The sequence below is a fragment of the Streptomyces sp. NPDC057697 genome, assembly GCF_042799335.1.
Taxonomy (GTDB): Bacteria; Actinomycetota; Actinomycetes; order Streptomycetales; family Streptomycetaceae; genus Streptomyces.
Genome location: NZ_JBHVJA010000002.1, coordinates 125,001 through 139,506, shown reverse-complemented (window position 1 = coordinate 139,506; position 14,506 = coordinate 125,001). Strand labels below are relative to the sequence as shown.

Below are 14,506 nucleotides of genomic sequence, written 5' to 3'. Positions count from 1 at the left end.
GCGGCGGCAGAGCCGTCGCGGGTGACGACACCGCGGCGAGGCACGGCGCCTGGGCACACGGGCCCGGCGTGATCCGGACGGAAGGCCCTGAAATGCGTACCAGCGAGGAGATCTACCACCGGGTCCGCTGGGACACCCGGTTCGACCCGGCGCGCTTCGTGATGGGCGTGGCGCAGCGCGGCACCGTGCCCGAGCGGGTGCCGCTGCCCCGTTTCACGCCCGGCGGGGACATCCCCTGGCACCGGGTGCTGTTCATCGAGGCGGACGGCGAGGTGGTGTGGGACCGGTCCTCGGGTGTGGACCGGATCGACGCCACGGACGCCGGGCGGGTGCGCGCCCCGCGCCGGCTGCCCTCCCCGTACTTCGTCTCCCGCACCCCGCACATCTTCTCGGCGCCCGGCGCGGGCTGGGTGCCGGTGCCCGAGGACCCGCCGCCGCCCGTTCCGTCTCCCGGCCCGCTGACCCTGCTGACCTGGAACACCCTCTGGGACCGCTATGACAGCGACCGCATCGACACCGCCCGGCGCAGGCCGCTCCTGCTCGACGCGCTGCGCGCCGCCGACGCCGATGTCATCGCCCTCCAGGAGGCCGAACCGGCCCTGCTCGCCCTGCTGTTGGCGGCGCCCTGGGTCCGCGCGGACTACACGTTCTGGGCCGATCCGGCCGGCCGGGACGTCGCCGACTGCGGGCTGCTGCTGCTCAGCAGGGTTCCGGTGCGCGAGGCGGGCCTGCACGTCCTCGGTCCGCACAAGGCGGTCGCGGCCGTGGTCGTGGACGGTCCGGGCGGCCCGGTCACGGTCGCGGCGACCCATCTCAGCAGCGACCACTCGCCCGACGGCGCCCGCCGCCGCGATGCCGAACTGGCCGATCTGGCCACGGGGTTGGCGGCGATCGAGGGCGAGGTGGCGCTGCTCGGCGACTTCAACGACGGCGGGGACACCCCGCAGGACCGGCTGGGGATGACGGACGCCTGGAGCCGGGTGCACGGCGCGGAGGACCGGACGCCGACCTTCGACCCCTCGGTCAACCCGCTGGCCGCCGTCTCCTCCCTGACCGGGCGGGTGTCCCGGCTGGACCGGGTGCTGATCCGCCCGGACGGGCTGCGGCCCGCCTCGGCGGCGCTGCTGGGCGATGTGCCGACGGCGGACGGACTGTACGTCTCGGACCACTTCGGCGTACGGGTGGAGCTGGCCGCCGCCACGGCGGGGGTGACGGTACGGGCGGACCCGGCGGAGGAGGCGCGCGCGGCCGAGATCGTGCGCCGGGTGTCCGCCGCCCTGCCCGGCGGACGGGTCCTGTCGGTCGGCTCGCGCCGGATGGGCTGCGCGCTGCCCGGCGCGGACGTGGACCTGGTCGCGGCGCTGCCCGGTGCCGCGGATCCGGCGGGGGTACGGAAGCGGCTGGCCGCGGCCCTGCCGGACGCCGTGGATCTGCGCGAGGTGACCGGCGCCCGCGTACCGGGCCTGCGCTTCGCCCTCGGCGGCCTGAAGGTGGACCTGGTGACCGTGGCGACGGGCGGCCTCGACCCGGCCGGGGCGGTGGCCCGGCGCAGCGAGCTGGGCGGGGCGGCCGCCACGGCCCTGAGCGCGGTGAGCGACGCGGACGCCGTGCTCGCGGCGGCGGACCCGCACCGGGAGGCGTTCGCGGGGCTCGCCCGCGAGGTGAAGGCCTGGGCGCGGGCGCGCGGGCTGGACTCGGCGCCGTGCGGCGGGCTGCCGGGCCTCGCCTGGTCGGTGCTCGCGGCCCGTACCGCCCACGCGTCGGGCGACCTGCCCCCGCTCCCCCTGCTCAGGCACTTCTTCGCCACCTGGGCGGCCTGGGACTGGGACCGGGCGGTCGGCCTCGGCGGAGGCAAGGAGACCGTTGAGGCCGAAAGGACCAGCGGCACGGGCGGTACTGGCGGCACGGGCGGCGACGGCAGACCCGGTGGCACTGGCGGCACCGGCAATCCTGGCGGTACCGGCGGCACCGGCAATCCTGGCAGTCCCGGCGGCACCGACAGCACAGGCGACACAAGCGACACAGGTGGCACCAGCAGTCCCGCCAGCCCCGGCGGCACAGACTGCCCTGGCACTCCCAGCGGCACAGGCGGCCCCGACAGCACCAACCACACCGACAGCACAGGCGACACAGGCGATGCAGGCAGCACCGGCAGTCCCGACGGCGCCGACAACACAGACAGCCCTGGCAGTCCCGGCGGCACCGACAGCAGAGGCGGCACGGGCGACACAAGCGACGCAGGCAGCACCGGCAGTCCCGGCGGCACCGACAGCACAGGCGGCACGGGCGACACAAGCGGCACGGGCGACACAAGCGGCACCAACGACCCCGACAGCCCCGACCACACCAACACCCCCGGCGAACGCCCCCTCACCGTCCTGACCCCCACCGCCCCCGTCCGCTCCTGCACCGCGCAGGTCTCCCCCGCCGGCCGCGACCTCCTCGCCGAGGAGCTCTTCCGCGCCTGGGAGATCCTGGAGTCCACCCCCGACTCCGCCCCCGTACCACGCGCCCTGCTCCACGCCCCGCCCCCGATGGCCGCGCAGCACGCCGCCTGGGCCCTCGTCTCCGTGCGGCACGGCGCTGACGAGGGGCGCTTCCGCGGCCGCCTCCTGGCCCTGCTCGCCGCCCTCGCGGAGGCGGGCTCCCCGGACGCGCGCGCCTGGCCCCGCCCGTGCGGCACCGACGCCTCCCACACCCAGTACGCCATCGGTCTGGGCCGCACCCCGCCCGACGGGGCCCGGCTCGCGGAGATCGGCGCGCGGCTGCTGCGCGGCATCCCGGAGGCGCGGCTGCGCGGGGCCGACCGCTCCCAGGCGCCGGACCTGCGGTGACGGCCGTCGGCAGGAATCCCCCCATGGACACCGGTACCACCCGCCCCGCCCGCCCCGAGGACGTCGAGGCGCCGGCCGAGCTCCGGGCCGTCGCTATGCGGCCCGACCTGGAGCGGCTCGGGCGCCACGACGAGCAGCGGGTACGGCAACGGCTGCGGAACGGCCACGCCCCGGGGCACACCTCGGTCGTGGTCGTGGACGGCGGGATCGCCGGGACCCTCACCCTGCGCCCGGCCGAGGGCGGGCTGCGGCTGGAGAACTTCTGCCTCTCCCCCGCCCTCCAGCCGCGCGGCACCGGCGGTGCGGTGCTCCGTACGCTGCTCGCGCGCGCCGACCGGGCCGGTGCGGCCGTCCGGCTGGACGTGCTGCGAGGCACCGTCGCCCGCGCTCTCCACGAGCGGCACGGGTTCACCACGGAGCGGCAGGACCCGGTCGACGTGTTCATGGTGCGTACACCCGTGAGTTGAGCCGTCCGGGTCACATCATCGGATATGCAGGCAACCCGCCTCCTCGAATCTCCGTCTATCCCCCCGCAGCAGCGGCCGGTCCCCCGCCGTGGCCTGCACGGATTCGGCACGCAGCACAGGGCCGCACAGCCGCCCGCCGCTGCGGGGGAAGTGGACGGAGCACGGTGTGACGGATCGACCCGCCCTGCGCGCAGCCCGCTCGGGACCGCCGCGGCGCACGGTACTGGCGGCGGCGGGCGCGACCGGCCTCGCGGCGCTCACCGCCTGTACGGCGCCCGCGCCGCCCCGGCGCCGCGATCCCGCCGCCGACCCGATGCCCGGACTGCCGATCAGCACCTCGCACCCGGCCCTGATGATGCAGGTCCTCGCCCACCCGGACGACGACCTGTACTTCATGAACCCGGACACCCAGCAGGCCCTCGACTCCGGGACCCCGCTGGTCTGCGTCTATCTGACCGGCGGCGAGGCCACCGGCGTCAACCTGGTCCCCGGCCGCCCCGCGCCCCCGCCCGACAAGGCCGCCTACTCCTCCGCGCGTCACCAGGGGCTCCGCCAGGCGTACGCGACCCTGCTCGGCCTCGGCCGGTTCGACCCCTGGCACCGGACCGTCATCGAGCTGCACGGCGGCCATCGCGCCGAGATCAACACCCTCGCCCACCGCGGCCGCAGGGTCGAGCTGATCTTCATCAACACCGCCATGCACACCACGTACGGACGGCTGGGTCTGCCCAGCCTCTGGCAGGACCGGCGGCTGGTCCTGCCGACCGTCGTCGCCGAGGGCTCCCCGCTGAAGAAGGCGGGGTCGTACACCTACGACGGGCTGATCGACGCCCTGGCCGGGCTCTTCGAGCGGTACCGGCCGAGCATCCTGCACACCATGGACCCGGACCCCGACATCCAGCACAGCAGCGAGGCCGTCCGCCGCCGCGACAGCGAACAGAAGGGCTACTCCGACCACCCCGACCACACCGCCGCCGCCCTGTTCACCTGGGCCTCACTGATCCGGTGGGTGGCCCGGACCACCGCCAACGGCGGCGAGGTGCCGAGCTTCGCCACCACCGCGTTCCGCGCCTACTACAACCGGCACTGGCCGAAGAACCTGCCACCCGCCGTGCTGGCCGAGAAAGCCTCCCACCTGGTGCCGTACGGCGGCGCGGCCGACTGGCGCTGCGGCAACCCCGGGGGCTGCGGGGACTACAACGTCGGCGGCAACCGGCCGCTCACCAACCGGAAGGGCTGGGTGCGGTCCACCCACTACCGCTACCCCGGCCCCCGGCCCACCGTCGCCACCGAACCGGACGGCCGGCTCGTGACCTACGAGGTCCTGGGGCTGCGGGCGGTGCGCCGACGCGAGGACGCGCCGGGCAGCGGGGTGTGGGACGCGCCCGACGACCTCGGCGGCGGCCCGCTCGCCCCGGTCCTGGGCGGTGCGACGCTCCCGGACGGGCGCCATCTGCTCTTCGGCCTGCGCTTCTCGGCGCTCAGCGGGCACGGCGCCGACAACGAACGCGAGATCGTCGCACTGGAGCAGCGCGCGCCCGGCGGTGCCTTCCGCGCCTGGCAGGGGCTGGGCAACCCGGTACGCGGTCACGACGGCGGGCGCCGGATCGGTGTCCCGGTCGCCGTCGCCGCGCCCGACGGGCGGGTGCATCTCTTCGTCCGGAACGCGGAGAAGGGCCTCAGCACCCGGGTACGGGACACGGCCGGCCGGTGGAGCGACTGGCAGGACATGGGCGGCGGCGAGATCCAGGACGGGCTGAGCGCGGTCGTGGACACCGAGGGCCGCGTCCATGTCTACGCGGCGGGCCGCTTCGCGGTGCACCACTGGACGCAGGACGCTCCCGGCAAGGCGGTGACGGCGCGCACCCAGATCACCGGCGTTCCGGTGCCCGGGGACGGTCCGGCCGCGCTGGCGGGGGCGGACGGCAGCATCGAGCTGTTCTACCGCGCGGCGGCGAAGGCCGCCCTGACGACCGTGCGGACCGGGGAGACGGCGGACGAGACCGGCATCGACGGCTACGGACGCCTGATCCGGGACCGGACGGGCTTCGACGGGTACGGACCGGTCGCCGCCGCCGGGACGCCCGCCGCCCCGGTGCTGCTGGGACGCACCGCCGGGGGCCTCGTCCAGCTCCGTACGCCCGCCGGGCACTTCGTACGGCGGCGCGGGCCGGTGGCGCTGGACGGGCCCACGCTGCACATCGGGAACGACGGACGGCCGACGGTGGTCGCCCTGGGCCCCGACGCCCTGCCCTGGCTCTGGCGGCCCTGACGGCCCCGGCGCCCCGGACATGCCGAAGCGTCCCGGACACGAAGAAGGGCCCCGGTCCACCGCTCGCGCGGCGGGCCAGGGCCCTTCTCGGTGCTCTGTACGGAGCAACCAGGTCAGACAGTCAGGTAATTACTTGACGATCTTGGTGACCTGGCCGGCGCCCACGGTCCGACCACCCTCACGGATGGCGAACTTCAGGCCCTCCTCCATGGCGACCGGCTGGATCAGCTGGACCGACATGACGGTGTTGTCGCCCGGCATGACCATCTCGGTGCCCTCGGGGAGGGTCACGACGCCGGTCACGTCCGTGGTACGGAAGTAGAACTGCGGGCGGTAGTTGTTGAAGAACGGGGTGTGACGGCCACCCTCGTCCTTCGACAGGATGTAGGCCTGGGCCTCGAACTCGGTGTGCGGCGTGACCGAACCGGGCTTGATGATGACCTGGCCGCGCTCGACGTCCTCGCGCTTGATGCCACGGAGGAGCAGACCGACGTTCTCACCGGCCTGGCCCTCGTCGAGCAGCTTGCGGAACATCTCGATGCCGGTGACCGTGGTGGTGGTCTTCTCCTGCTTGATACCGACGATGTCGACGGTCTCGTTGACCTTGAGGACACCACGCTCGATACGACCGGTGACGACGGTGCCACGACCGGTGATCGTGAAGACGTCCTCGATCGGCATCAGGAACGGCTTGTCGACGTCACGCTCGGGCTGCGGGATGTTCTCGTCGACGGCCTTCATCAGGTCGAGGACGGTCTGGCCCCACTCCTTGTCGCCCTCAAGGGCCTTGAGCGCCGAGACCTTGACGACCGGCAGGTCGTCGCCCGGGAACTCGTACTCGGAGAGGAGCTCACGGACCTCGAGCTCGACGAGCTCAAGGATCTCCTCGTCGTCCACCATGTCGGCCTTGTTCAGGGCGACGACGATGTACGGAACGCCGACCTGGCGGGCCAGGAGCACGTGCTCCTTGGTCTGCGGCATCGGGCCGTCGGTGGCGGCGACCACGAGGATGGCGCCGTCCATCTGCGCGGCACCCGTGATCATGTTCTTGATGTAGTCCGCGTGACCCGGGCAGTCGACGTGCGCGTAGTGACGCGACTCCGTCTGGTACTCGACGTGCGCGATCGAGATCGTGATACCGCGCTGGCGCTCCTCGGGAGCCTTGTCGATCTGGTCGAAGGCCGAGGCCTCGTTCAGGTCCGGGTACGCGTCGTGCAGCACCTTGGTAATGGCGGCCGTGAGGGTCGTCTTACCGTGGTCGATGTGACCGATGGTGCCGATGTTGACGTGCGGCTTAGTCCGCTCGAACTTCGCCTTCGCCACTGGGTCCTCCTGTGGAGTGGTTCTGTACGCCTTGCTTCATCGGCGCCAGGTGATCTTTGCTGGGATGCCGGGGCCGGGGGCATTCGGCACAAAGCTTGCGCTCCGCGACGAATGCCCCACCAGGCTCCGGTGACAAGCCTAAAGCGTGAGCTCGGGAGAGTTACTCGCCCTTGGCCTTCGCGATGATCTCCTCGGCGACGTTCCGCGGAACCTCGGCGTAGGAGTCGAACTGCATCGAGTAGCTTGCGCGACCCGAGGTCTTGCTGCGGAGGTCTCCGACGTAGCCGAACATCTCCGAAAGGGGCACGAGGCCCTTCACGACGCGAGCGCCGCTGCGCTCCTCCATGGCCTGGATCTGGCCACGGCGGGAGTTGATGTCACCGATGACATCGCCCATGTAGTCCTCGGGCGTGGTCACCTCGATGGCCATCATCGGCTCCAGGAGCACGGGGGACGCCTTGCGGGCACCCTCCTTGAACGCCTGCGAACCGGCGATCTTGAACGCCAGCTCGGAGGAGTCGACCTCGTGGTAGCCACCGTCGAGAAGGATGACGCGGACGCCGACCATCTCGTAGCCGGCCAGGATGCCGAACTGCATGGCTTCCTGCGCACCCGCGTCCACCGAGGGGATGTACTCACGGGGGATGCGGCCACCGGTGACCTTGTTGACGAACTCGTACGAGGCCTCGCCGCCCTCGATGGGCTCGATCGCGATCTGCACCTTGGCGAACTGACCGGTACCACCGGTCTGCTTCTTGTGGGTGTAGTCGATGCGCTCGACGGCCTTGCGGATCGTCTCGCGGTACGCGACCTGGGGCTTGCCGACGTTCGCCTCGACGCGGAACTCGCGCTTCATGCGGTCGACGAGCACCTCGAGGTGCAGCTCGCCCATACCACCGATGATGGTCTGGCCGGTCTCCTCGTCGGAGTGCACCTGGAAGGACGGGTCCTCCTCGGAGAGGCGCTGGATGGCGACACCCAGCTTCTCCTGGTCACCCTTGGACTTGGGCTCGATGGCGACCTGAATGACCGGCGCCGGGAAGTCCATGGACTCCAGGATGACCGGGTTCTTGTCGTCGCACAGCGTCTCACCGGTGGTGGTCTGCTTCAGGCCCATGACGGCGATGATGTCGCCGGCGCCCACCGACTCGATCTCCTCACGCTTGTTCGCGTGCATGCGGTAGATCTTGCCGATGCGCTCCTTCTTGCCCTTGACGGAGTTCAGCACCGAGGTGCCGGACTCCAGGCGGCCCGAGTAGACCCGGACGAAGGTGAGCTTGCCGAGGTGCGGGTCGCTCATGATCTTGAACGCGAGGGCCGCGAGCGGCTCCTCGTCGGACGGCTTGCGCTTGACGACCTCCTCCGGGTCCTTGACGCTGTGGCCCTCGATGGCCTCGACGTCCAGGGGGGAGGGGAGGTAGCGCACGACGGCGTCGAGCAGGGGCTGGACGCCCTTGTTCTTGAACGCGGTGCCGCAGAACACGGGGGTGACGGTCGTCTCGCCGCCCTTGCCCGAGTTGATGGTGATGCGACGGATGCCCTCGTAGAGCTGCTCCACGGAAGGCTCTTCGCCCTCCAGGTAGAGCTCCATGAGCGCCTCGTCGTTCTCCGCGGCGGCTTCGAGGAGCTTGGCGCGGTACTCCTCGGCCTTCTCCGCGAGCTCGGCGGGGATGTCGACGATGTCGTACGCCTCGCCCTTGGTCGCCTCGACGGGGTAGACGAACGCCTTCATCGTCACGAGGTCGACGACGCCCGTGAAGTCGGCCTCGGCACCGATCGGGAGCTGCATGACGATCGGGGTCGCGCCGAGGCGGTCCGTGATCATCTGGACGCAGCGGAAGAAGTCGGCACCGGTGCGGTCGAGCTTGTTGACGAAGCAGATGCGCGGCACGCCGTAGCGGTCGGCCTGACGCCACACGGTCTCGGACTGCGGCTCGACACCGGCGACACCGTCGAACACGGTGACGGCGCCGTCGAGGACGCGGAGCGAACGCTCCACCTCGACGGTGAAGTCGACGTGACCCGGGGTGTCGATGATGTTGATGGTGTGGTCAACATCATTGAGCGGCCAGTGACAGGTCGTCGCGGCGGACGTGATCGTGATGCCGCGCTCCTGCTCCTGCTCCATCCAGTCCATCGTGGCAGCGCCGTCGTGGACTTCACCGATCTTGTACGAGACGCCGGTGTAGAACAGGATCCGTTCAGTGGTGGTCGTCTTGCCCGCGTCGATGTGGGCCATGATCCCGATGTTGCGGACCTTGGCCAGGTCAAGCGAAGTGGTGGCCATAAGGCTCAATCTTCTCTCGGTCTCGATGTGGGTAGCGACTACCAGCGGTAGTGCGCGAAGGCCTTGTTGGACTCGGCCATCTTGTGGGTGTCCTCGCGCTTCTTGACGGCAGCGCCAAGACCGTTGGAGGCGTCGAGCAGCTCGTTCATGAGGCGCTCGGTCATGGTCTTCTCACGACGGGCGCGGGAGTAGCCCACGAGCCAGCGCAGCGCGAGGGTGGAGGCACGACCGGGCTTGACCTCGATCGGCACCTGGTAGGTCGCGCCACCGACACGGCGGGACTTGACCTCGAGGGAGGGCTTGACGTTCTCAAGCGCGCGCTTCAGCGTGATGACCGGGTCGTTGCCGGTCTTCTCGCGGAGGCCCTCCATGGCGCCGTACACGATCCGCTCGGCGGTGGAACGCTTGCCGTCCAGCAGGATCTTGTTGATCAGCGAGGTGACAAGAGGAGAGCTGTAGACCGGGTCGATGATGACCGGGCGCTTCGGGGCGGGGCCCTTACGAGGCATTCTTACTTCTCCTTCTTGGCGCCGTAGCGGCTGCGGGCCTGCTTGCGGTTCTTGACACCCTGGGTGTCGAGCGAGCCGCGGATGATCTTGTAACGAACACCCGGCAGGTCCTTCACACGGCCACCACGCACGAGCACGATCGAGTGCTCCTGCAGGTTGTGTCCCTCACCCGGGATGTAGGCCGTGACCTCGATACCGGAGGTCAGACGCACACGCGCGACCTTACGGAGCGCCGAGTTCGGCTTCTTCGGGGTGGTCGTGAACACACGCGTGCAGACGCCGCGGCGCTGGGGCGAACCCTCGAGCGCGGGCGTCTTGTTCTTCTCGACCTTGTCCTGCCGGCCCTTCCGGACCAGCTGCTGGATCGTAGGCACTACTTCTCCGGTTTCTGTGTGCCGTTCGTGAAACTAACCTGGAACGTCACCGACCCACGCGGTCGGGTGTGTCGGATACTGCAGGCTTCTGCCGCAAGGCAGAGGGAGCGCAGATCGCGGTGGCCACTGACGGACTCGCCGTGCGGTTGAGGACACGCACACGAGCCCAGGCACACCCCAGGCACAAGGTCTGAGCGTACCTACCTCGTCGACTCCGGTCAAAACAAATGCTGTCCACCGGGACACGCCCGGCCGTGTGCCCGGCTTGTCCCGACCCGTACCCATGGCTTCCCGAGCCCCGGAAGCCCTCCACAGCCCCGTACAGGGCCTCCGGGCCCCGTTTCCGGGCCCCGTTTCCGGGCGGCGGCGGGGCCCCGGCCGGCGCACGGCAGTGACGTATCACACGCCGGAGGGCGGCCACCCCGTACGCAACGGGGTGACCGCCCTCCGGTCGATCAGGCGACTCGCCTACTGGTTGTACGGACCGTAGTCGTAGTCCTCCAGCGGAACGGCCTGGCCGGAGCCCGTGCCGAACGGCGAGTAGTCGATGTCGTCGTAGCCGACGGCCGAGTACATCGCGGCCTTGGCCTCCTCGGTCGGCTCCACCCGGATGTTGCGGTAGCGGGACAGACCCGTACCGGCCGGGATGAGCTTACCGATGATGACGTTCTCCTTGAGGCCGATGAGGCTGTCGGACTTGGCGTTGATCGCCGCATCCGTCAGGACTCGGGTCGTCTCCTGGAAGGAGGCGGCCGACAGCCAGGATTCCGTCGCCAGCGAGGCCTTGGTGATACCCATCAGCTGCGGACGGCCGGAGGCGGGGTGACCACCCTCGGTGACCACACGACGGTTCTCGGTCTCGAACTTCGACCGCTCGACGAGCTCGCCCGGCAGCAGCTCCGCGTCGCCGGACTCGATGATCGTCACGCGGCGCAGCATCTGCCGGATGATGATCTCGATGTGCTTGTCGTGGATCGACACGCCCTGCGAGTTGTAGACCTTCTGGACCTCGCCGACCAGGTGGACCTGGACCGCGCGCTGACCGAGGATCCGCAGCACGTCGTGCGGGTTGGTGGCACCCACGGTGAGCTTCTGGCCCACCTCGACGTGGTCGCCCTCGCCCACCAGCAGACGGGCACGCTTCGAGATCGGGAAGGGGATCTCGTCGCTGCCGTCGTCCGGGGTGACGACGATCTTCTTGGTCTTCTCGGTCTCCTCGATCCGGACCCGGCCCGCGGACTCCGAGATCGGGGCGACACCCTTGGGCGTACGGGCTTCGAAGAGCTCGACGACACGGGGCAGACCCTGGGTGATGTCGTCACCGGCCACACCACCGGTGTGGAAGGTACGCATCGTCAGCTGGGTACCGGGCTCACCGATGGACTGGGCGGCGATGATGCCGACCGCCTCACCGATGTCGACCAGCTTGCCGGTGGCGAGCGAGCGTCCGTAGCAGAAGGCACAGGTGCCGACCGCGGACTCACAGGTCAGGACCGAGCGGGTCTTGACCTCCTCGACGCCGGCGCCCACCAGGGCGTCGATCAGGACGTCACCGAGGTCGACGTTGGCAGGCGCGATGACCTTGCCGTCGACGACGACGTCCTCGGCGAGCATGCGGGCGTAGACCGAGGTCTCGACGTCCTCCGTCTTGCGCAGCACGCCGTCCGCACCCTTGACGGCGATCTTCAGCTTGAGGCCGCGGTCGGTGCCGCAGTCCTCCTCGCGAATGATCACGTCCTGCGAGACGTCCACCAGACGACGGGTCAGGTAACCCGAGTCGGCGGTACGCAGGGCGGTGTCCGCCAGACCCTTACGGGCACCGTGCGTGGAGATGAAGTACTCCAGAACGGTGAGGCCCTCACGGAAGGACGCCTTGATGGGACGCGGGATCGTCTCGTTCTTGGCGTTGGACACCAGACCACGCATACCGGCGATCTGACGCATCTGCATCATGTTTCCTCGGGCACCCGAGTCAACCATCATGAAGATGGGGTTCGTCTTGGGGAAGTTCGCGTTCATCGCCTCGGCGACCTCGTTGGTCGCCTTGGTCCAGATCGCGATGAGTTCCTGCGTGCGCTCGTCCTTGGTGATCAGACCGCGCTCGTACTGCTTCTGGACCTTCTCGTCCTGCGCCTCGTAGCCCGCGACGATCGCCTTCTTGGCCTCGGGGACCACGACGTCGGAGATGGCCACGGTGACACCGGAACGGGTCGCCCAGTGGAAGCCCGCCGCCTTCAGGTTGTCGAGCGTCGCCGCCACGATGACCTTGGGGTAGCGCTCGGCGAGGTCGTTGACGATCTCGGAGAGCTGCTTCTTGCCGACCGAGTAGTCGACGAACGGGTAGTCCTCGGGCAGCAGCTCGTTGAAGAGCGCGCGGCCCAGGGAGGTACGCAGCCGGAACGTGTCGCCCTGCTGGTACTCCTGCTCGCCCTCCTCGGCGACCGGCGGCACCCAGCCGCGCGGCGGGATGGTGCCCACCGGGAAGCGGATGTCGACCTTCGCCTGGAGCGACAGCTCGCGGGCGTCGAAGGCCATGATCGCCTCGGCCGTGGAGCCGAAGGAACGGCCCTGGCCGATGACCTCGCGCTCCTCCTCGTCCGTGGTGAGGAAGAACAGGCCCAGCACCATGTCCTGGGTCGGCATGGTGACGGGACGGCCGTCGGCCGGCTTCAGGATGTTGTTCGAGGACAGCATCAGGATGCGGGCCTCGGCCTGCGCCTCCGCGGAGAGCGGCAGGTGGACGGCCATCTGGTCACCGTCGAAGTCCGCGTTGAACGCGGTGCAGACGAGCGGGTGGATCTGGATGGCCTTGCCCTCGACCAGCTGCGGCTCGAAGGCCTGGATGCCGAGGCGGTGCAGCGTCGGCGCACGGTTCAGCAGAACCGGGTGCTCGGCGATGACCTCTTCCAGGACGTCGTACACGACCGTGCGGCCGCGCTCGACCATGCGCTTGGCCGACTTGATGTTCTGCGCGTGGTTCAGGTCCACCAGGCGCTTCATCACGAACGGCTTGAAGAGCTCCAGCGCCATGGCCTTCGGCAGACCGCACTGGTGCAGCTTGAGCTGCGGGCCGACGACGATCACGGAACGCGCGGAGTAGTCCACGCGCTTGCCGAGGAGGTTCTGACGGAACCGGCCCTGCTTGCCCTTCAGCATGTCGCTGAGGGACTTGAGCGGGCGGTTGCCCGGACCGGTGACCGGGCGACCACGACGACCGTTGTCGAAGAGGGCGTCAACGGCCTCCTGAAGCATGCGCTTCTCGTTGTTGACGATGATCTCCGGAGCGCCCAGGTCCAGCAGGCGCTTCAGACGGTTGTTGCGGTTGATCACGCGGCGGTACAGGTCGTTCAGGTCGGAGGTCGCGAAGCGGCCACCGTCCAGCTGCACCATCGGACGCAGGTCCGGCGGGATGACCGGCACGCAGTCGAGCACCATGCCCTTGGGCTTGTTGCTGGTCTGCAGGAACGCGGAGACGACCTTGAGGCGCTTGAGCGCACGGGTCTTCTTCTGGCCCTTGCCGGTACGGATGATCTCGCGGAGGCGCTCGGCCTCCTCGTCGAGGTCGAAGGACTCCAGGCGCTTCTGCAGGGCGGCGGCGCCCATGCAGCCGTCGAAGTACGTGCCGAAGCGGTCACGCAGCTCGCGGTAGAGCAGCTCGTCGCCCTCCAGGTCCTGGACCTTGAGGTTCTTGAAGCGGCTCCACACCTCGTCGAGGCGGTCGATCTCGCGCTGCGCACGGTCGCGCAGCTGCTTCATCTCACGCTCGGCGCCTTCGCGCACCTTGCGGCGCACATCGGCCTTGGCGCCCTCGGCCTCCAGCTCGGCCAGGTCGGTCTCGAGCTTCTTGGCGCGGGCTTCGAGGTCGGCGTCGCGGCGGTTCTCGATCTGCTGACGCTCGACGGAGACGTGCGCCTCCAGCGAGGGCAGGTCGCGCGTACGGCGCTCCTCGTCCACGAACGTGATCATGTACGCGGCGAAGTAGATGACCTTTTCCAGGTCCTTCGGCGCGAGGTCGAGGAGGTAGCCCAGGCGCGACGGGACGCCCTTGAAGTACCAGATGTGGGTGACGGGAGCGGCAAGCTCGATGTGACCCATGCGCTCACGGCGCACCTTGGCGCGCGTGACCTCGACGCCACAGCGCTCACAGATGATGCCCTTGAAGCGGACACGCTTGTACTTGCCGCAGTAGCACTCCCAGTCCCGGGTCGGACCGAAGATCTTCTCGCAGAAGAGTCCGTCCTTTTCGGGCTTGAGCGTGCGGTAGTTGATGGTCTCCGGCTTCTTCACTTCGCCGTGGGACCAGGTCCGGATGTCGTCCGCGGTGGCAAGGCCGATCCGCAGCTCGTCGAAGAAGTTGACGTCGAGCACTGGTCGTCAATCCCTCTTTCGGGGGTTCGAGCCCCCTCGCGTCAGGCGAGAAAACGGGGCACTTCAGCAATG

The 14,506-nt window shown here is 69.8% G+C and carries 7 protein-coding genes and 1 pseudogene; 3 read left to right on the top strand and 5 right to left on the bottom strand.

Annotated elements, in window-relative coordinates; translation table 11 throughout:
* Positions 1–92: 92 nt before the first annotated feature.
* The 3 genes and pseudogenes from ACFVFH_RS05715 to ACFVFH_RS05705 form a co-directional block, all read left to right on the top strand.
* Positions 93–1,844, top strand: a pseudogene (locus tag ACFVFH_RS05715) (poly(A) polymerase); the annotation flags it as partial.
* Positions 1,845–2,857: 1,013 nt separating this feature from the next.
* Complete coding sequence (locus tag ACFVFH_RS05710) at positions 2,858–3,301, top strand: GNAT family N-acetyltransferase (protein WP_383763914.1); 444 nt, start codon at positions 2,858–2,860, stop codon at positions 3,299–3,301.
* Positions 3,302–3,467: 166 nt separating this feature from the next.
* Entirely contained in the window at positions 3,468–5,573 is a 2,106-nt protein-coding gene (locus tag ACFVFH_RS05705; protein WP_383763911.1) for a PIG-L family deacetylase, read from the top strand.
* Positions 5,574–5,702: 129 nt separating this feature from the next.
* Here ACFVFH_RS05705 and tuf read toward each other — a convergent pair whose 3' ends face one another.
* The 5 genes from tuf to ACFVFH_RS05680 form a co-directional block, all read right to left on the bottom strand.
* The gene (tuf, locus tag ACFVFH_RS05700) at positions 5,703–6,896 is read right to left on the bottom strand and encodes an elongation factor Tu (RefSeq protein WP_356479249.1); all 1,194 of its coding nucleotides are present in this window, start codon (positions 6,894–6,896) and stop codon (positions 5,703–5,705) included.
* Positions 6,897–7,056: 160 nt separating this feature from the next.
* Entirely contained in the window at positions 7,057–9,183 is a 2,127-nt protein-coding gene (gene fusA, locus ACFVFH_RS05695) for an elongation factor G (RefSeq protein ID WP_383763908.1), read from the bottom strand.
* A 38-nt stretch (positions 9,184–9,221) separates the two neighbouring features.
* Positions 9,222–9,692: a 30S ribosomal protein S7 gene (rpsG, locus tag ACFVFH_RS05690; RefSeq protein ID WP_007445917.1), complete on the bottom strand. Its 471-nt coding sequence runs from the start codon at positions 9,690–9,692 to the stop codon at positions 9,222–9,224.
* 2 nt (positions 9,693–9,694) lie between these two features.
* Complete coding sequence (gene rpsL, locus ACFVFH_RS05685; RefSeq protein ID WP_003948652.1) at positions 9,695–10,066, bottom strand: 30S ribosomal protein S12; 372 nt, start codon at positions 10,064–10,066, stop codon at positions 9,695–9,697.
* Between the two features lie 468 nt (positions 10,067–10,534).
* Positions 10,535–14,434: a DNA-directed RNA polymerase subunit beta' gene (locus ACFVFH_RS05680; RefSeq protein ID WP_383763905.1), complete on the bottom strand. Its 3,900-nt coding sequence runs from the start codon at positions 14,432–14,434 to the stop codon at positions 10,535–10,537.
* Positions 14,435–14,506 lie beyond the last annotated feature (72 nt).